Source organism: Corynebacterium sp. USCH3 (assembly GCF_037619475.1).
GTDB lineage: Bacteria > Actinomycetota > Actinomycetes > Mycobacteriales > Mycobacteriaceae > Corynebacterium.
Map to the genome: position 1 here is coordinate 45928 of NZ_JAQPZT010000004.1, position 19250 is coordinate 65177.

Annotated in this window: 11 protein-coding genes; all 11 read left to right on the forward strand. The window is 69.4% G+C overall.

Translation table 11 applies throughout. The annotated features are described in order from the left end of the window. The first annotated feature begins 73 nt into the window (after positions 1-73). Positions 74-2128 (forward strand): glycosyltransferase, encoded by a 2055-nt coding sequence (locus PQI66_RS09335; protein ID WP_339997782.1) that lies wholly within the window; start codon positions 74-76, stop codon positions 2126-2128. Continuing rightward, positions 2125-2652 (forward strand): phosphatase PAP2 family protein, encoded by a 528-nt coding sequence (locus tag PQI66_RS09340; RefSeq protein ID WP_339997784.1) that lies wholly within the window; start codon positions 2125-2127, stop codon positions 2650-2652. The genes PQI66_RS09335 and PQI66_RS09340 overlap by 4 nt, the downstream gene beginning before the upstream one ends. Continuing rightward, positions 2649-3791: a decaprenyl-phosphate phosphoribosyltransferase gene (locus PQI66_RS09345; protein ID WP_339997785.1), complete on the forward strand. Its 1143-nt coding sequence runs from the start codon at positions 2649-2651 to the stop codon at positions 3789-3791. Before PQI66_RS09340 ends, PQI66_RS09345 begins: the two co-directional genes overlap by 4 nt. A 141-nt stretch (positions 3792-3932) precedes the next feature. Further along, entirely contained in the window at positions 3933-4982 is a 1050-nt protein-coding gene (locus PQI66_RS09350) for an alpha/beta hydrolase (RefSeq protein WP_339997786.1), read from the forward strand. Between the two features lie 201 nt (positions 4983-5183). After that, positions 5184-5816, forward strand: a complete 633-nt coding sequence (gene trhA, locus PQI66_RS09355) for a PAQR family membrane homeostasis protein TrhA (protein WP_445228027.1) — start codon at positions 5184-5186, stop codon at positions 5814-5816. Positions 5817-6085: 269 nt separating this feature from the next. Next, a complete protein-coding gene (locus PQI66_RS09360) occupies positions 6086-8056 on the forward strand; it encodes an alpha/beta hydrolase-fold protein (protein ID WP_339997789.1) in 1971 nt (656 codons plus the stop codon). Next, complete coding sequence (locus PQI66_RS09365; RefSeq protein ID WP_339997791.1) at positions 8053-8574, forward strand: DUF732 domain-containing protein; 522 nt, start codon at positions 8053-8055, stop codon at positions 8572-8574. The genes PQI66_RS09360 and PQI66_RS09365 overlap by 4 nt, the downstream gene beginning before the upstream one ends. A gap of 157 nt (positions 8575-8731) precedes the next feature. Then, a complete protein-coding gene (locus PQI66_RS09370; protein ID WP_339997793.1) occupies positions 8732-11131 on the forward strand; it encodes an alpha/beta hydrolase-fold protein in 2400 nt (799 codons plus the stop codon). A 49-nt stretch (positions 11132-11180) separates the two neighbouring features. After that, positions 11181-12116, forward strand: a complete 936-nt coding sequence (locus tag PQI66_RS09375) for a cutinase family protein (protein ID WP_339997795.1) — start codon at positions 11181-11183, stop codon at positions 12114-12116. 104 nt (positions 12117-12220) lie between these two features. Continuing rightward, complete coding sequence (locus tag PQI66_RS09380; protein WP_339997796.1) at positions 12221-14095, forward strand: FadD32-like long-chain-fatty-acid--AMP ligase; 1875 nt, start codon at positions 12221-12223, stop codon at positions 14093-14095. A gap of 224 nt (positions 14096-14319) precedes the next feature. Next, on the forward strand, positions 14320-19233 hold the full coding sequence (pks13, locus tag PQI66_RS09385; RefSeq protein WP_339998294.1) for a polyketide synthase Pks13: 4914 nt from the start codon (positions 14320-14322) through the stop codon (positions 19231-19233). Positions 19234-19250: the final 17 nt, after the last annotated feature.

Below are 19250 nucleotides of genomic sequence, written 5' to 3' on the forward strand. Positions count from 1 at the left end.
CTACGCCCGGACGGCCGTGATGGGGAATAATCGTCGGCGTACAACTGTCTAACGGAGGCCGGCGTAGAACTTCATGAGCGCAACCACTGAGATGAGCGACGATCGCCGTGACGATCGCTACGACCCGCGGCGACTCGCCCGGGTCATTCTGCCGAAGCGGGGAGAACCCAGGGACGTCCGCTCCCTCTACATCGTGGAGAATGAGCAGACCCCGGGTCGTGTCACGGCACTGTCCCGCACCTCGGCGCGGATCCCCGCCGGCGAAGAGGTCAGCTTCGAGAGCTACTTCAACGGCTTCCCGGCGTCCTACTGGCGCCGCTGGAGCCAGCTCGACGAGGTCCAGCTGCGCGTCGACCTCACCGGCGACGCCCGCATCGACATCTACCGGTCGAAGATCGACGGTTCCCGCATCGCCGTGACCGGCGGCATCGTCGAGGTCGACGAGGACGGACACGGTGTCGCCGAGTTCACCGTGTCCCTCGCGCCCTTCGAGGACGGCGGCTGGATCTGGTTCGACATCACCTGCGAGTCGGACACCACGATCCACAGTGCCGGCTGGTTCGCCACGCAGGACGCCGCCGAGCAGCGCGTCGTCTCCGACACGGTCGTCACCGACCCGGCGACGGGGGAGAAGACGACCCTCAAGGAGGGCGACCTCCTGCCGGCGCCGGAGGCCCGCGTCACGATCGGCATCCCGACGTTCAACCGTCCGACCGACGCCGTCGCCGCCCTGGAGGCGCTCTCCTCCGACCCGGTGGTCGATTCCGTGGTGGACGCGTTGATCATGCCGGACCAGGGGACGAAGCACCCGAAGGACGAGCCGGGCTTCCCGGCCGTCGAGGCCCACTACGGCGACCGGCTGCGCATGCCGGTCCAGGGCAACCTCGGCGGGTCCGGCGGCTACTCGCGCATCATGTACGAGGCCCGTCACCCGGAGCGTGGCACGGACAGCCCCTTCATCCTCTACATGGACGACGACATCGCCATCGAGCCGGACAGTGTGCTGCGTGCCCTGGCCGCGTCGCGCTACGCGTCCTCCCCGATGCTCGTCGGCGGGCAGATGCTGAACCTGCAGGAACGCAGCCACCTGCACACCATGGGTGAGATCATCGACCGCGGCAGCTTCATGTGGACCGCCGCCCCGCACACCCACTACGACCACGACTTCTACAACCACCCGCTGCGTGACCGCGGGGAGTACGGCACGAACGCCTCGGGCGAGCAGGTCGACTCGAAGGACCTGCACCGTCGTATCGACGCCGACTACAACGGCTGGTGGATGTGCATGATCCCGCGCGTCGTCGCCGACACCGTCGGCCAGCCGCTGCCGCTGTTCATCAAGTGGGACGACGGCGAGTTCGGCCTGCGCGCCCGCGACCACGGCTTCCCGACCGCGTCGTGGCCCGGTATCGCGATCTGGCACATGGCCTGGTCCGACAAGGACGACGCGATCGACTGGCAGGCCTACTTCCACCTGCGTAACCGGCTCATCGTCGCCGCACTGCAGCACGAGGGCAGCCCGACGGGCATCATCGCCTCGATGACCAAGGCCACGGCCAAGCACCTGATCTGCATGGAGTACTCCACCGTCGCGATCCAGAACGAGGCGATGAAGGACTTCCTCGCCGGGCCGGACCAGCTCTTCGAGATCCTGGAGACGGCGCTGCCACGCATCAACGCGCTGCGTAAGCAGTTCCCGGATGCCGTCGTCGTCCCGTCGTCCTCCGCGTTGCCGGCGGCGGACGGGGGCCCGGCGAAGCTGACCGACATCCCGTTGAGCCCGGTGGCGAAGGTGACCCGGCTGGCCAAGGTGCTGGCGAACAACCTGCGTGCCGCGGACCCGCACCACCATGAGGTTCCGCAGGTGAACCTGCCGCCGATCGAGGCCCGCTGGTTCTCCCTGGGCCGGCTCGACGGCGCCACCGTCACCACCGCCGACGGTCGGGGCGTGGTGTACCGCAAGCGTGACCGTGACGAGGCCCGTGAGCTGGCCCGCGAGTCGGCACGCCTGCAGAAGGAGGTGGCGGCCCGTTTCGACGAGATGCGGCAGCGCTACCGTGTCGCCCACCCCGAGCTGACCAGCGTGGACGCCTGGGCACAGATCTTCGAGCCGGGGGAGAACCGATGAGCAGGGCCGAGGCGGACGTCCTCGTCGCCGTGCAGGACGCCGTCCTCTCCGGGTCGTCCGGGGAGGCCGTGCTGGGCACGGCCCGGGGGCTGAGTCACTTCGGTGAGCACGCCCTCGGCTGGTTCGCCCTGGCCGGTGCCGGTGCGGCGGTGTCCGCCGCCCGTGGCAGGACGGTGGCCCCGTGGCTGGAGCTCGGCGTCTCCGCCTTCTCCGCCCACGCCGCCTCTGTCGTGCTCAAGCGCGTCGTGCGTCGCCGCCGTCCCTCGGATCCGCGGATCCGGGTCGGGGTGTCGACCCCGTCCCGGCTGAGCTTCCCCTCGTCCCACGCGACGTCGACCGCTGCGGCGCTGAGGTCGCTGGGTCGGATCACCGGCTCGCGCCTGCCGCTCGCGGGTGTGCCGGTGATGATGGCGTCCCGTCTGGTCCTCGGCGTGCACTACCCGACTGACGTCCTCGCCGGGGTCGCCCTCGGTGTGGCGACGGAGAAGACCGTCCACCGAACCGCGAAGGAGATCAAGCGATGACTCGTCCAGGCACGGATCCGGAGTTCGACCCCGCCGAGTCCCACGACACCAACGAGCGGCCGGGCGAGTCCCTGCAGCGTCAGGTGTTCATCGGGTCGGAACCGCACACCTCCGGGCTCGAGGAGCCGGCGGCGTGGGAGGACCAGACCTATGCGCGTGAGGAGTCCGGTGCGGCGGAGGGCACGGGTGCCACAGGTGCCGCCGGCGCCGCTGCCGGGTCGTCCCACCGTGCGCCCCGTAACCTCCCTGAGGCGATGGTCAAGGCGCTGCGTCCCAAGCAGTGGGTGAAGAACGTCCTGGTCGTCGCCGCCCCCGCGGCCGCCGGTGGGGACCTTCTCTTCCAGGGGCGGGTCATCACCGACATCATTATCGCCTTCGTCGTCTTCTGCCTCGGCGCGTCGTCGATCTACCTGGTCAATGACGCCAAGGACGTCGAGTCCGACCGTCAGCACCCCACGAAGCGTTTCCGGCCGATCGCGGCGGGTGTGCTGCCGGTGGGCCTGGCGTACACCATGGCGGTGGTCCTCATCGTCGCGGCGGTGGGCCTGAGCTTCCTGGCGTCCAACGGTGGGTCGTTGGCGATCGTCATCGCGGTGTACATCGCCCTGCAGCTGGGCTACTGCTTCGGGTGGAAGCACCAGCCGGTGATCGACATCGCGCTGGTCTCGTCCGGATTCATGCTGCGGGCCATGGCCGGTGGCGTGGCGGCGAGCATCGACCTGTCGCAGTGGTTCCTGCTGGTCGCCGCCTTCGGTTCACTGTTCATGGCCGCCGGCAAGCGGTATGCGGAGCTGAAGCTGTCGCTGCGTTCGGGGGCGAAGATCCGCAAGTCGCTGGAGAGCTACACGCCGACGTACCTGCGTTTCGTGTGGACGTTGGCGGCCACGGCCGTGGTGCTCGCCTACGCCCTGTGGGGCTTCGACATGAGTCAGCAGCACCCGGGGCACGCGTCGGTCTGGTACCAGGTGTCGATGGTGCCGTTCACCGTCGCGATCCTGCGCTACGCCGCCGACGTCGACCGTGGTGAGGGTGGCGCGCCCGACGAGATCGCGTTGAGTGACCGGACGCTGCAGGCGCTGGCGCTGCTGTGGGTGGCCACGATCGCGGTGGCCGTCTACGTTATTCCGGCTGTCACTTAGCTGGACGGACGCTGCCGTAACGCTTGGCGGCGGCTTGCCGATATTCTTGGCGGGAAAGATCACTGTTTGGTAACGTTCCGAACACTGTAGGCACGGACGGCACGGACTCCGCCGTCTGAACACAAGCACGTAAAGGAAAACATGACGACTGCCACCGGAAAGCACCGGTCCGCGACCGGCTCGCTGGGCCGCAAGATCATGGCCCTGATTGTCGCGATCGGCACCGCCTTCGGCTTGGCCGCCGTCGTGGCCCCGACCGCCTCGGCCGATGACCGGGGGATCCTCGGTCCCCGTTGTAGCTGGGCGAACTACAATCACTTCGTCCAGAACTGCTGGTTCTACTCTGCGGCGATGGGCCAGGACATCCAGGTCCAGATCAAGCGCTCGAACAGCGACGCCGCTGTCTACCTGCTCGACGGGCTGCGTGCCCGCGACGACTGGAACGCCTGGACCTACCTGGGGCACGCCCCGGAGATGTTCGTCAACGACGACGTCAACGTCGTCATGCCGGTCGGCGGTGCCTCCCAGTTCTACGCGGACTGGATCGGCCCGTTCAACGGTTCCACCACGCCGAAGAAGCCGCGGTGGGAGACCTTCCTGACCCGTGAGCTGCCGGCACAGCTGCAGAGTGGGTTCGGCATCAGCCCGACCCGCAACGCCCTGGTCGGTCTGTCGATGGGCGGTACCGCCGCGATCAACCTCGCGTCCCGTCACCGCAACCAGTTCAAGCAGGTCACCTCGCTGTCCGGCTACCTGAACACGACCGCACCGGGAATGTACATGGCGCTGCAGTTCGCCATGAATGAAGGTTCCCCGGGCGCGAACATCTGGGACATGTGGGGCCACCCGGTGCACCCGACCCGGTTCGCCAATGACCCGCTGCTGAACGCCCCGAAGCTCGCCGGTATGCCGGTGTACGTGTCCGCAGCCGCCGGTATCCCCGGCCCGCGGGACGACTTCATGGCCAACCCGGTCGGGGGTATCGCCGGCATCGGCCTGGAGTGGGCATCGCGCGGTTCCACGGCGACCTTCGAACTGGCCGCCCGTGCCTCCGGTGCGAACGTGACCGCCAGCTACCCGACGGTCGGCGTGCACAACTGGACGCTGTGGACCCCGGAGCTGCAGAAGGCCCGGCCGAAGGTCCTGGATGCCCTGAACGTCTGTTACCGCGCGGGCAAGGTCGTCTGCTGACAGGCGGATAGCGGAGGGGGAACGTGCCGGCCCGGGAGATGTCGTACCGACATCTCCCGGGCCGTACGCATACACTGCTGAGGTATGGCAGGTATGGAAACAGAAGCGAACGGGATCGGGGACGGCGCAGGGGACGGCGCAGGGGACGGCGTAGGGGACAAGCGCCGGCTGCGGCCGGTGGACCGGGGCGCGCGGCCGTACATGCGCGGCCGGCTCCACGAGAACGCGGCCTGGTACTTCGGTGGCACCGGGACGGCGCTGACCGTCACCGCCTTCATCCTGCACGGCAACACGACGCTGTCGTGGATCACCGCGCTGTACACCCTCTGCCTCATCGGACTCTTCGCGGTGTCGGCGCTCTACCACCGGGCCCCGTGGCGCAGCGACGCGACCGTGCAGGCGTGGCGCCGGGCCGACCACTCGATGATCGCGATCTTCATCGCCGGTACGTACGGTCCCATCGCCGTGTTCGCCTTCGACTCGTGGTCGGACGGGCTGTGGATCCTGCCGGTCTGCTGGGTGCTGGCGATCGCCGCCGTGGCGATGAACATCTTCTGGATCGGGCACCCGCGCTGGTTGGACGTGGTGGTCTACCTGGCGTTGGGCTGGCTGGCCGTGCTCAAGATCGGTGGGTTCGTCGAGACGATTCCGCTCGTCGCCGGGGTGCTCATCGTGGTCGGGGGAATCATCTACTCGCTGGGCGCGGCGGTGTACGGCCGTCAGCGTCCGAACCCGTCGGTGCGTTGGTTCGGGTTCCACGAGGTGTTCCACGCTGCGACGATCGTGGCGGGAGGACTGCATCACGTGGCGATCTGGATTCTCGTGCTGCGGTAGGGGCCGACGGCGGGCGGGTGCTACACTCCCACCAGAAACTAAGTCTCAAGTAAAACTTCAAGGTTCTGGCGTGTTGTCCCGGGAAACCGGGGGCCGATTGCCATAATTGCCGGTGTTGCCGTCACGGCAGACCGTGGCGGACACCGGTTCCGACCGGATCCCGGCAGTGGGAGGGGAACCCGCTGCCGGGACTGCCGCCGGTGCCGCCGATACTGCTGACACCGCTGATGCCGTCGAGACGTACCTACGAAGGAAGAATCGCCACCACCATGAGAATCGCTGCGAACACCCGCACCGGGAAGTCCCCCGCCAGCCGTCCGTCCCGTCGGGCCTCACGGCGTGTCGGTGCCGCCGTCCTGGCGTTGCCGCTCTCTGTGGCGCTCGCCCTCCCGCTGGCCGCCCCGGCCGCGGCCCAGGGCGGCAGCCTGGGGAACTACCTCGACCCGGACGATGTCCCGGAGCGTCCCACGCAGGACGTCACCGAGCAGGACCTGCCGGGACTCCCGGACGGTGTGGACGTCGACCGTGTCGAGTGGCTGTCCGACCGGTGGGCGAACGTCTACATCAACACCCCCTCGATGCCGGAGGGCCCGGTGCTGGTGCAGATTCTGCTGGCCCGGGACTGGTACAGCCAGCCCGACCGTGACTTCCCGTCGGTCTGGGCGCTCGACGGCCTGCGCGCCCGCGACGACGAGTCCGGCTGGACCCTGTCGACGAACATCCAGCAGTTCTACGCGGACAAGAACGTCAACGTCATCATGCCGGTCGGCGGAAACTCGTCGTTCTACACCGACTGGGACCAGCAGCCGGAGGAGGGCAAGACCTACAAGTGGGAGACCTTCCTCACCCAGGAGCTTCCGGCCGTCCTGCGTGAAGGCTGGCGCACCACCGAGCAGCGTGCGATCACCGGTATCTCCATGGGCGGTACCGCCGCGATGAACCTGGCGCACCGCCACCCGGAGCTCTTCCAGTTCGTCGGGTCGTTCTCCGGGTACCTCGACACCACCTCGCCCGGTGTCCCCCAGGCGATCAACTACGCCACGAACGACGGCGCCGGGTACGACGCCCAGCGGATGTGGGGTCGTTACGGCTCGGCACGCTGGAACGAGAATGACCCCAAGCAGCACGTGGACGCGCTTAAGGACATGACGGTCTACGTGTCCGCCGGTAACGGCAACGCCGGCCCGTACGACCGCCAGGGTCCGATCCCGGGCTTCCCGGAGAATCCGGCGGCCTTCGGCCTGGAGGCGATGTCGCGGATGACGACCCAGACCTTCGCCAACGCCGCCACGCGCGCCGGTGTCGACGTGGTCACCAAGTACCGCAGCTCCGGCACCCACGACTGGCCGTACTGGCAGTACGAGATGACCCAGGCGTGGCCCTACATCGCCCAGACCTTCGGCCTGTCCGAGGAGGACCGGGGCGCGAAATGTGCCGCGGTGGGCAAGATCGCCGAGGCGGAGAAGCGTCAGCGCAGCCAGAACCTGGGCACCTGCACCACCAACGAGTACGACGCCGCCAACGGCGGCAAGGTGCAGGACTTCCGCAACGGCCGGATCTACTGGAAGAAGGACGCGGACAAGGCCTGGGCGACGTGGGGCCGGATCGGTGCCCGTTACTCCGAGATGGGCGGCGCCGGCAGCTGGCTGGGTTACCCGACGGGCGAAGAGCAGACCGGTCTGAAGAACGGCGGCATCCTGCAGCGCTTCGAGAACGGCATCATCTACTGGACGCCGCAGACCGGTGCGGTCGCGGTGAAGAACGACATCGTCGACGCCTGGGGCAGGAGCAAGTGGGAGAACGGCGCCTTCGGGTACCCGGTCTCCGCTGTCGAGCAGGTGCCCGGCGGCGCGATCCAGAAGTTCCAGAACGGTGTCGCCGTCCGGGACACCGAGGGTAAGGTCCGCATGATCGAGGGCAAGATCGGGGAGAAGTACCTCGAGGCCGGCGGTCCGGCCGACTCCGGCCTGGGCTTCCCCCGCTCCGAGGAGAACAAGGTCCGCGGTGGCGCCTTCACCGCCTTCGAGAACGGCAACATCTACTGGTCGGCGTCCACCGGCGCCCACATCATCCGCAAGGGCAAGATCTTCGACGCCTGGGGCGAGGACAAGTGGGAGCAGGGACGCTTCGGCTGGCCGGTCGAGGACCAGCAGGGGATCCCCGCCGGCGGTGAGGTCGTGAAGTTCCAGCACGGTGAGATCCGGGAGATCAACGGACGGATCGAGAAGGACCCGCGATGAGTATCCGCAGTTCGGTGACGAAGGCCGGCTCGGTGGCGGCGACGCTGCTGCTGGCCGGTGCCCTGGCCGCGTGCGGTGGTGATTCCACCGTCGACAGCGACGATGACGCGCAGAGCAGCGGGGTGCCCAGTGTGAGTTCCTCGACGACCGGCTCCGCCACGGCGTCCTCGCCGACCTCGAGCCCCGCCCCGGACGCCGGGGACGGTGGGGAGACCCCGCGCGACGGTGAGGTCAACGAGGTCGAGGAGCCGGGAGGTGAGGTCGCGCCCCGGATGCCGGAGGACGACGCCTTCCTCTCCGAGCTCAAGGACAACGACATCGATCTCGGGGACTCCGAGATCCAGGACCAGGTCATCGCCGCCGCCCACGAGCAGTGCCTGGCCAACGAGGAGGGTCGCGACGGTTTCGCGGTCCCGATGATCGCCGGCCAGCTCCAGGTGCAGGAACTCACCGAGGTGTCGGCTGAGGATGCTGAGCGGATCATTACCGAGGCCGCGGAGAGCCACTACTGCTCCTGACCGGCCCGAATCCCGTCACGGGTGGTCACGCCGGGGCATGGGTGACGGGTGACCTGCGACACCTTTGAGTAAAAGTTTATATCTTAAGGTATAAATAACGGGCACTCCGGCGATTGGGCAGGGGTTGCACCGACGTTTCACTCAAGGAGAATCCCCCGTGTCCCTGCGCCTCTCACGGCGAGCCCGGATTACCGGCGCGCTGCTGGCCTGTGCCCTCGTCTTCTCGCCGACGGTACCGGCGACCGCCCTCGACATCGACGACAGCCCCGCCCACGGCGCGGCAGCGTCCGACGAAGCCATCGGTGCCGTGGACGCTCCGGCGGGGACCGCGCCGGAGAACTCCCCGCTGGCGTTCATGGACCCGGGGCCCGCCCCGCAGCGCGAACCGCTGTCCGTCACCGACCAGGACCTGCCGGACCTGCCGGACGGGGTGTCCGTGGAGAAGGTGGAGTGGATCACCGACCGGTGGGTCATGCTCCACATCAACTCCGCCGCCATGCCGGAGCGTCCGGTCAAGGTGCAGGTCCACCTGGCCCGTGACTGGTACAGCTCCCCGGAGAAGACCTTCCCGTCGGTGTGGCAGCTCGGCCCGCTCTACAGCAGCGAGGACGAGAGCGCGTGGTCCTACGCCACCGACGCCGTCCGCTTCTACGCGGACAAGAACGTCAACCTCGTGCTGCCGGTCGGTGGGGGTGGCTCCTTCTTCACCGACTGGCAGTCGCCCGACGGCGGCAGGAACTTCCGGTGGGAGACGTTCCTCACCAAGGAGCTGCCGCCGATCCTGGAGCAGGGGTGGCGCACCAACGATCGACGGGCCGTCAGCGGGCTGTCGATGGGGGCGACCGGGGCGATGGTCCTCGCCGGGCGCAACGCCGAGATGTTCGACTTCGCGGCGTCGTTCTCCGGGTACCTGGACACCTCGTCGCCGCTGATGCCCCGGGCGTTCGGCATGATCACCGGTCAGGCCGGGTTCGACGCGCGCAAGATGTGGGGCAACTACTACTCCCGCGAGTGGTTCACCCACGACCCGAAGCTGCTCGTCGGCAACTTCCGGCGCGCCGGGACCACGGTCTACGTCGCCGCCGGCACCGGGTTCGCCGGGGCCTGGGACGCCGACGACAACATGCCGGGCAGCCCGGACGACGTCAACGCCGGTGCCATGGAGGCGGCGTCCCGCGTGACCAGCCAGACCTTCGTGAACTTCGCCCGTGCCGCGGGGGTGAAGACGGTCACGAAATTCCGCCCCAACGGCACCCACATCTGGCCGTACTGGGAGTACGAGATGAAGCAGGCGTGGCCGTTCATGGCCGACGCGCTCGGGCTCGGGGAATCTGACCGCGGGGTGCAGTGCGAGGCGGAGGGGGCGTTCGCCGAGGCGGTGGAACGCTACCGCACGAACCAGAACAACTACGACCTCGGCGACTGCATCAGCGAGGTCTACGAGATCCGTGACGACCGCAGGGGCGCAGTCACGGGCACCGCGCAGGACTTCCGCGGCGGCGTGGTCTACCTCAAGGACGGTGCGGACGAGAAGGACGGTGCCGTGGCGACCTGGGGCCGAACGGGTGCGACGTACCGTGAACTCGGTGGCCCGGACTCGTGGCTGGGGTACCCGGTGGAGCCGGACTCCTGGGCCCGCGACGGCGGTGCCTGGGCGCAGTTCGACCACGGCTTCATCTACTGGTCGCAGGTGCAGAACGGTGCCGGCCCGGTGACGGTGAAGCAGGACGTCATCGACGCGTGGGGTCCCACGAACTGGGAGTACGGCCCGTGGGGCTACCCGGTGGCCCCGGAGGAGGAGTTCTCCGTGGGCGGGCGCACCGGTCAACTGCAGCGCTTCGAGCACGGCGTCGCGGTGCGGACCCCGGACGGCGACGTGCACCTGCTGCACGGTGCCATCGCGGACCGGTACCTCGGGCTGAGCGCCGCTGACCGTGACCGCGTGGGCTTCCCGACCGGCAGCCACGGCAACACCCTCGTCCCCGGCCACTACACCGACTTCGAGCACGGAGTCATCTACTGGTCACAGGACCACGGAACCGCCCTGATCCACCACGGCCCGATCTTCGACCGGTACCGTGACGAGGGGTTCGAGGGTGGACGCTACGGGTTCCTCACCGGCGACGAGACCGTCCGAAGCGACGGGAGCCGTCGTGCGGACTTCGTCGGTGGCACGATCTTCACCGACGCCGGCGGGACGGTCTACACCGTCCCGAACCGTTCCATCGCCGACCGCTACGACGACCTCGACGGTCCGGACGGCGTCCTCGGACTGCCGGACATGAACCGGACACCGGGGGACACCGCGGCCTCGCCCGACGGCACCCGTGGACAGTTCCGCGATTTCGACCGCGGGGTCATCTACACCTCGGGCAAGGGCACGTTCGTCCTCCGGCACGGCGCGATCTTCGACGCCTACCGTGAACAGGGCTACGAAGGTGGCGAGCTCGGTTTCATCGTCGGTGACCACACCCGTCGCGCCGACGGGTCCGCCTCGGTCGAGTTCGAGGGCGGCACCCTGGTGCAGGACACTGACGGCACGGTACGGCGCGCCTGACCGGCTGCTGCCAGATCTCTGCCAGGAACACCGGGTACTCTGACACGCCATGAGAAAGTTCCTCACCATCGCGGCGGCCCTCATCCTCGTCGTCGTCCTGGTCATCGGTGTCGGTTCCTGGATCAACCGGAACCCCGACGACTCCGCCGGGCCGGGGCCCGGACCGACCCGCACCACCGACCCCGAGCAGCCGGCGACCTGCCCCGACTACCAGCTCTTCGCCGCGCCCGGCACGTGGGAGTCCACGGAGGACGACGACCCGATCCACCCGACGTCGCGTCCGCACTCCCTGCTGCTCAACGTCACACAGCCGCTGCAGGAGGAATTCGGCGACGGCGTCGACGGTGGCCAGCTCAAGAGCTGGACGCTGCCCTACGCCGCCCAGTTCCGCAACATCCAGGCGTTGCGTGAGATGTCCTACGACGACTCCCGCAACCAGGGCTACGGCAAGCTTGAGGCGGAGATGACCGCGGTGCACGACAGCTGCCCGGCGACCCGCATGATCATCGTCGGCTTCAGCCAGGGCGCCGTCCTCGCCGGTGACCTCGCCACCGCCATCGGCAACGGCCAGTCCACCGTCCCCGCGGACGCCGTCGCCGGTGTCGCACTGATCGCCGACGGGCGACGCGAGGACGGCAAGGGCGAGCTGGTCGGAAGCCCCGACGCCACCGGCATCGGCGCCGAGATCGCACTGAGTTCGGTCGGCGCCCTCGTCGGCCCCATTGTCCCGGGCGCGTCGATGCGTGGCCCCCGGCCCCAGGATTTCGGGGCCCTCCAGGACGAGACCCTGCAGTTCTGTGCCCCGGCCGACCTGGTGTGCAGTGCGCCGCGCGACATCGGGAACGCCGTGCAGCGGGCGAACGACCTCATCGACGCCAACAAGGTGCACGCCCAGTACTCCAGCAACGGGACCGTCGTCGACGGCGGCACCGTCCCGGAGTGGATCACCAACTGGGTGCGCGACATCATCGCCGAGGGCCGGTAATGCCCGCAATACACGCGGCGGGACGGTCGAGACGATAGAGTTCGTTAGAGTTCTTTCCGGAAAGCAATACGACGAACGCTACGCACAGTAATGAGGGATACCTGATGGACATCAGCGCCGCGATGGCACAGTTCTACGACGAGAAGGGCGAGATCGCCATCCCGGACCAGCTCTCGCTCTCCGCCATGTGCGAGATGCTGTACACGATGGCACAGATGGAGGCGGCGGTGGACACCCCGCTGATCACCTTCCACGACTTCAGCGGCAGCGCCGAAGGCGAGACCGTCACCTGGACCCGTGCCGAGGTCAACACCCGCATCAAGGCCGTCTGCGTCCGCCTGCAGCAGGTCGCCGAGCGCGGCGACCGGGTGGCGATCCTGGCCAACAACAGCCCCGAGTACCTCTTCGGTTTCATGGGTGCGCTCTACGCCGGGACCGTTCCGGTGCCGCTCTACGACCCCACCGAGCCGGGCCACGCCGACCACCTGTCGGCGGTGCTGGACTCGTCGACACCGACGGTGGTGCTGACGAACAAGACCTCCGCCGGTCACGTCCGCAGCCACTTCGCCGCCCTCCCGTCCGCCGAGCGCCCGCGGGTGCTCACGGTCGACGCTCTGCCGGACTCGCTGGCCGAGGAATGGCAGAACCCGATGATGGCGATGATGGAGCACCCCGAGCTCGCCCCGAACTCCGGGGACGCGGCGTTCCTGCAGTACACCTCCGGGTCGACCCGCACCCCCGCCGGCGTGGTGCTGACCCACCGCAGCATCGTGACCAACGTGCTGCAGGTGTTCCAGGCCGGTCAGCTGCAGATGCCGATGCGTCTGGTCAACTGGCTCCCCCTGCACCATGACATGGGCATCATCCTGTCCGCCTTCGTGCTCATCCTGGGGATCCCGCAGGACCTCATGGCACCGCGTGACTTCATCCAGGACCCGGGCCGCTGGATCGGGCAGCTCGGTGACCGCGGCGACGGACTCAACGTCTACACGGCCGTCCCGAACTTCGCCCTGGAGCTGGCGACCCGTTACGCCGACCCGACGAAGCGCTCCGATCTCGCCGACCTCGACCTCAGCCACGTCGAGGGCATCATCAACGGCGCCGAGGCCGTCAGCCTGCAGTCGGTCGACCGGTTCTGCGACGTCTTCGAGGCCTTCGGTTTCCGCCGCTCCACGATGCGTCCGTCCTACGGCCTGGCGGAGGCGACGGTGTTCGTGACCACCCCGCAGACCGAGGACCGCCCGAAGCTGAGGATCTTCGACCGCGAGAAGCTCGCCGAGGGCGAGGCCGTCGAGGTGGCCGAGGACGCGGACACCGCCGTACCGATCATGAGCGTCGGAGAGCCGGGCCCGTCACTGTTCATGCCCATCGTCGACCCCGCCTCCGGTGAGGAACTCGCCGAGGGGTCGGTCGGCGAGGTCTGGCTCAACGGCGGCAACATCGCCGCCGGCTACCTCGACCGCGAGGACGACACCTCCGAGACCTTCCGCAACTCCCTGCCGGCCGACAAGAGGCTGGCGGACGGGTCGGCGGCCGCGGACGCACCGGAGGACGGCTGGCTGCGCACCGGTGACCTCGCCGTCGTGGTCGACGGTCAGCTCTACATCACCGGCCGGATCAAGGACCTCGTGGTGGTCGCCGGCCGTAACCACTACCCGCAGGACATCGAGGCCACCGCGGTGGCCGCCACCGCAGGCCACGTCCTGCCCGGGGTGCTCGCCGCGTTCGCCGTCAGCGGGGCCGACGACGAGTCCGGCTCCGAGCAGCTGGTCATCGTCGCCGAGCGTGACCCCGACGTCCCGGCCACCGGGGACGACGGCGCCGTGGCGGCGATCCGCGCCGCGGTGACGAGCACCCACGGCGTCCAGCCGGCCGACATCCGCATCGTCGACCAGGGGACGATCCCGAGGTCGTCGGCCAACAAGATCGCCCGGCGGGTCTGCGCCAAGGCCTATCTCGACGGCCGGTTCGACCGGTAGTCGACTACAGTGGCACCCTGCCCTGTGTAGCGTGGCGGCGGCCACCGTCGATGTCATGTTGATGGTGGTCGTCGCACCCGTTCCGGCCACCCCTCCTCTGTCCGTCTTCACGAAGGATGATCTGCTCCGAAATGTCTGAAACGTCTGCAACGTCTGGAACGTCTGGAACGCCTGGAAACGCGAACTCCCGTGCCGCCGAGCCGGCACCGACCACGGCCGCCGGTATGCGCGCCTGGCTGCGTGACTGGGTGCAGTCCACGACCGGACTGGATGCCGCGGACATCACCGACGACCGGCCGATGGAGGAGTTCGGTCTGTCCAGCCGTGATGTCGTGGTGCTCTCCGGCGAGCTGGAGCGGCTCACCGGCGTCTCCCTCGACGCCACCGTGGCCTACGAGTACAACACCGTCGCCGCACTGGCCGCCTTCGTCCTCGCCGGCGGGACCCGTGCGGCGCGGGGCGTCGCCGGCGCGTCACGGACCCCCCGGCAGGACGGCGGACTCACCCCCGAGGACCGTCAGATCGCCGTGGTCGGCATGGCCGGACGCTACCCGGGTGCGGACGACGTCGACGCCATGTGGCGCATGTTCGAGCAGGGACGCAGCGGCGTCGGCGAACTGCCGGAGGGACGCTGGAGCGAGTACGGCGACGACCCGGAGATGTCCCGCCGCATGTCGGAGGCGATCCTCACCGGCGGCTACCTCGACGACATCGCCTCGTTCGACGCCGAGTTCTTCGGCCTGTCGCCGGTGGAGGCGGCGAACATGGACCCGCAGCAGCGCATCCTGCTGTCGCTGACCTGGGAGGCGTTGGAGGACGCCGGAATCCCGGCGAACACCCTGCGCGGCAGTGACGTCGGTGTCTTCATGGGCACCACGAACAACGACTACGGCATGCTCATCAGCGCGGACCCCTCCGAGGCGCACCCGTACGCGCTCACCGGCAACTCCAGCGCGATCGTCGCCAACCGCATCTCCTACGCCTTCGACTTCCGCGGCCCCTCGGTCGCCCTGGACACCGCCTGCTCGTCGTCGCTGGTGGCGATCCACCAGGCGGTGCGTGCCCTGCGCGACGGCGACGCCTCGGTGGCGGTCACCGGCGGCGTGAACCTGCTGGCCAGTCCGTTCGCCACGATCGCCTTCTCCGAACTCGGCGTTCTCAGCCCCACCGGCGGGATCCGGGCATTCTCCGACGACGCGGACGGCATCGTCCGGTCCGACGGCGCGGGCGTCGTCGTCCTCAAGCGGCTGTCGGACGCCCGCCGCGACGGTGACGACGTCCTCGCCGTGATCGCCGGGTCGGCGGTGAACCAGGACGGCCGGTCCAACGGACTCACCGCCCCGAACCCCGAGGCCCAGGCCGCCGTGCTCGACGCGGCCTACGCCGACGCCGATGTCGACCCGTCACAGGTGGACTACGTCGAGGCCCACGGCACCGGCACCATCCTCGGCGACCCGATCGAGGCCGGTGCCCTCGGCCAGGTGCTCGGCGCCGGACGGGACGTGGCGTCGCCGTTGCTGCTCGGCTCGGCCAAGACCAACTTCGGGCACACCGAGGCCGCCGCCGGCGTCGCCGGCGTGATCAAGGTGGTGTCGGCGATGCGCCACGGTGTCCTGCCGCCGACGGTGAACTTCACCGGTCCGAACCCCTACATCGACTTCGACCGCGAGCACCTCGAGGTCGTCGAGGACCCGCGCGAGTGGCCGGAGTACTCCGGCGCCCCGGTCGCCGGTGTCTCCGGCTTCGGTTTCGGCGGCACCAACGCCCACGTCGTCCTCGTCGCCCCCGAAGGTGCGGCCCCGGCGGAGAGCCCGGCGCCGGCACTCCCGGACGCCATCGACTGGGCCGGGCTGCAGGAGAGCACCGACGGGTCGGGCGAGGGCCGGCCGTTGCCCCGGCTGATCCCGGTGTCCGGACTGCTGCCCTCGCGCCGTCGCACCGCGGCCGCCGATCTGGCGGCCTGGCTGCAGGACAGGGGCAGTGCGTCCGGCAACGCCGTGCTCGCCGGAGCGGCCGTCGTTCAGGGCGACCGTAACCACGGACGTTCCCGCGGGATCGTCGTCGCCCACGACACCGACGAGGCCGTCGCCGGCCTGGGCCGCCTGGCCGAGGGCAGGAAGGGCGCGGGTATCTCCGTCGCCGACAGCCCGGAACGCGACGGCGCGGTCTGGGTGTACTCCGGCTTCGGCTCGCAGCACCGCAAGATGGGCAAGGAGCTCCACGGCCTCTCGCCGCAGTTCGCCGCCCGGCTCGACGAGATCGACGAGGTCGTGCAGCGCGAGTCCGGCTACTCCGTGGTCGAGATGATCCTCGACGACGCCCAGACCTTCGGCACCGAGACCGCCCAGGTCGGGATCACCGCCATCCAGATCGCGCTGACGGACCTGATGACCGGTCTGGGCCTGCGCCCCGCGGCGGTCGTCGGTCAGTCCATGGGCGAGATCGCCGGGGCCTACGCCGCCGGCGGACTGTCGATGGAGGACGCCGTCACCGTCGCCTGCCACCGGGCCCGCCTGATGGGGGAGGGGGAGAAGCTCCTGCCCGAGGACAAGCAGGGCGCCATGGCCGTCGTCGAGCTCGGGGTCGACGATCTCGTGGAGTTCCAGAAGGAGCACCCGCAGTTCGCCGCCGTCGAACCCGCGGTCTACGCCGCCCCGGGCATGACCACCGTCGGCGGCCCCGCCCGTCCCGTCGCCGAGTTGGTCGAGCACCTCGAGGGCGAGGGGAAGTTCGCCCGCATGCTCAAGGTGAAGGGCGCCGGGCACACCAGCATGCTCGACCCGATCCTCGGTGAACTCCACGCCGAGATCAGCGGCATCACGCCGCTGCCGATCCACACACCGGTCTACAGCAGCGTGGACCGTGGTGTGGTCTACAACCCCGGCGCCGTCCTGCACGACGCCGACTACTTCCTGCGCTGCACCCGGTACTCGGTGTGGCTGTCGGACGCCACCGGCACACTCTTCGACGAAGGGTTCCGCACGTTCGTGGAGTTCTCCCCGAACCCGGTCGCGCTGATGCCGATGATGAACACCGCCTTCGCCCACAACGCCGGTGAGTCGAGCCTGATGTACCTGCTCAAGCGCAAGGAGCCGAGCGTCGACACGCTGCTGGCCACCGTGGGCGAACTCTACGTCCGCGGGGCGGACGTCGACTTCCGCCGTCTCAACGCCGTCGACGGGCGCCCCGCACGGACGGGACGCGCCGTCGCCGGCATCCCGGGCGTCCACTGGAATCAGCAGCGTTACTGGACCGCGGCCCGCCCCGGCGGCGGGTCGGTGCGGGGTGTGCCGGGACGCCGTGTCGGCCTGCCGGACGGCCGCACCGCGTTCGCCGCCGTCGCGGCCGAAGTCCCCAGCGTCGATGCCGTCGCCGAGGCTGCGGCACGCGCCGTGTCCCCGGACGCGGTGGTCGCCGCGGTGGAGACCTACGGCACCCTGCCGACCGAGGGCGAGGTGACCACCCTGGTCAGCCGCACACTCGGCGGCCTGAGTGTGCAGGTCTACGCCATGAGCAGCGCTGACGGAACACACGGGACGGAGGCCGGGTCGCACCTGGCCGGCGAGGCGTTCGCCGCGTCCCCGACGACGGGTGTCGCCGCGGCAGCCTCCCGCGCGGTGCAGGACGCACAGGGCGACCAGGCCGACCCTGCTCCGACGACACCGTCGGGGCGCAACGCCCTGCCGTCGGTGGACACTGACGCCGAGCGGTGGACCCCGGACTCCGGTGAGAGCGTGGCCGACCGGCTGCGCAGCATCGTCTCGGAGTCGATGGGCTACGACATCGACGACCTGCCGGGTGAGCTGCCCCTGATCGACCTCGGGCTGGACTCCCTGATGGGCATGCGCATCAAGAACCGCGTCGAGTACGACTTCGCCCTGCCCCCGCTGAACGTGCAGGCACTGCGGGACGGGTCCGTCGACGAGGTTATCGCCCTCGTCGAGCAGATGGTGCAGGAGAACACCGCGGACCCGGCGCACGTGCCGGGGGCATCTGAGACACCCGCCGCGGCCGCCCGTGTCGCCGGGACCGCTGACGGCGGTGTCGGTGTGGCGCCCCGTGACGCCTCCGAGCGCATGGTCTTCGGCACCTGGGCCACCCTCACCGGTGTCGCCCCGGCCGGGGTGACCAGCACCCTCGCGCCGGTCGACGGGGCGACGGCCGCGGCGATCGCCGCCCGGTTGAGCGAGCGCTCCGGCGCTGACATCACCGCCGACCAGGTCACTGCAGCGCAGACCCTGGAACCGCTGGCGAACCTCGTCCGCGACGTCTTCGAGACCTCCGTCGACGGCAACATCCGCGTCCTGCGGGCCCGCGAGGAAGGCTCGGAGAGCCCCGCCGTCTTCGTCTTCCACCCCGCCGGCGGCTCCAGCGTGGTCTATGAACCCCTGACCCGCAGGCTGCCGTCGGACGTGCCCGTCTACGGCGTCGAGCGGCTGGAGGGCTCGCTCGACGAGCGTGCCGACGCGTACGTCGCCGACATCACCGCGCTGGCCGACGGTCGGCCCGTCGTGCTCGGTGGCTGGAGCTTCGGCGGTGCGCTGGCCTTCGAGGTCGCCCACCGCCTGGAGAAGACCGGCGAGGTGAGCGTCGGGCACCTCGAACTGCTGGACCTGGTCCGGCCGGCGAACCCGGCGCCGGACACGACCGAGGAGATGCACGCCCGCTGGGACCGGTACTCCGCCTTCGCGAAGAAGACCTACGGGATCGACATGCCGGTGCCGCACGACCTGCTGGACAGCCAGGGCGAGGAGGCGCTCATCGGGATGATGAGCATGTTCCTGCAGAACACCGACGCCTCCTCCCACGGCCTCGCCGCCGGCGTGCTGGAACACCAGCGGGCCAGCTTCGTCGATACCCGTATCCTCAACACCCTCGACTTCGAGCGGTGGTCCGAGGTCACCGCCCCGGTCACCCTGTACAAGTCTGAGGGCATGCACGAGGGCGCGATCGAGTTGGAGCCCTCCTTCGCCGACATCCCCGCCGACGGCGGCTGGGACGGTGTGGTCGACGAGCTCGAACTCGTGCACCTCTCCGGCGACCACCTCGCCGTGCCCGACGAGCCGTCGATCGGCATCGTGGGTGCCCGGATCACCGAGCACCTGCGCGCGATCTCCGACAACTCTGATCAGGACTGAGTGCGATAGCGTGGACG

Coding starts and splice junctions, on each gene's coding strand:
- PQI66_RS09335 (WP_339997782.1), top strand. CDS start 74: ATGAGCGCAACCACTGAGATGAGCGACGATCGCCGTGACGATCGCTAC.
- PQI66_RS09340 (WP_339997784.1), top strand. CDS start 2,125: ATGAGCAGGGCCGAGGCGGACGTCCTCGTCGCCGTGCAGGACGCCGTC.
- PQI66_RS09345 (WP_339997785.1), top strand. CDS start 2,649: ATGACTCGTCCAGGCACGGATCCGGAGTTCGACCCCGCCGAGTCCCAC.
- PQI66_RS09350 (WP_339997786.1), top strand. CDS start 3,933: ATGACGACTGCCACCGGAAAGCACCGGTCCGCGACCGGCTCGCTGGGC.
- trhA (WP_445228027.1), top strand. CDS start 5,184: ATGCGCGGCCGGCTCCACGAGAACGCGGCCTGGTACTTCGGTGGCACC.
- PQI66_RS09360 (WP_339997789.1), top strand. CDS start 6,086: ATGAGAATCGCTGCGAACACCCGCACCGGGAAGTCCCCCGCCAGCCGT.
- PQI66_RS09365 (WP_339997791.1), top strand. CDS start 8,053: ATGAGTATCCGCAGTTCGGTGACGAAGGCCGGCTCGGTGGCGGCGACG.
- PQI66_RS09375 (WP_339997795.1), top strand. CDS start 11,181: ATGAGAAAGTTCCTCACCATCGCGGCGGCCCTCATCCTCGTCGTCGTC.
- PQI66_RS09380 (WP_339997796.1), top strand. CDS start 12,221: ATGGACATCAGCGCCGCGATGGCACAGTTCTACGACGAGAAGGGCGAG.
- pks13 (WP_339998294.1), top strand. CDS start 14,320: ATGCGCGCCTGGCTGCGTGACTGGGTGCAGTCCACGACCGGACTGGAT.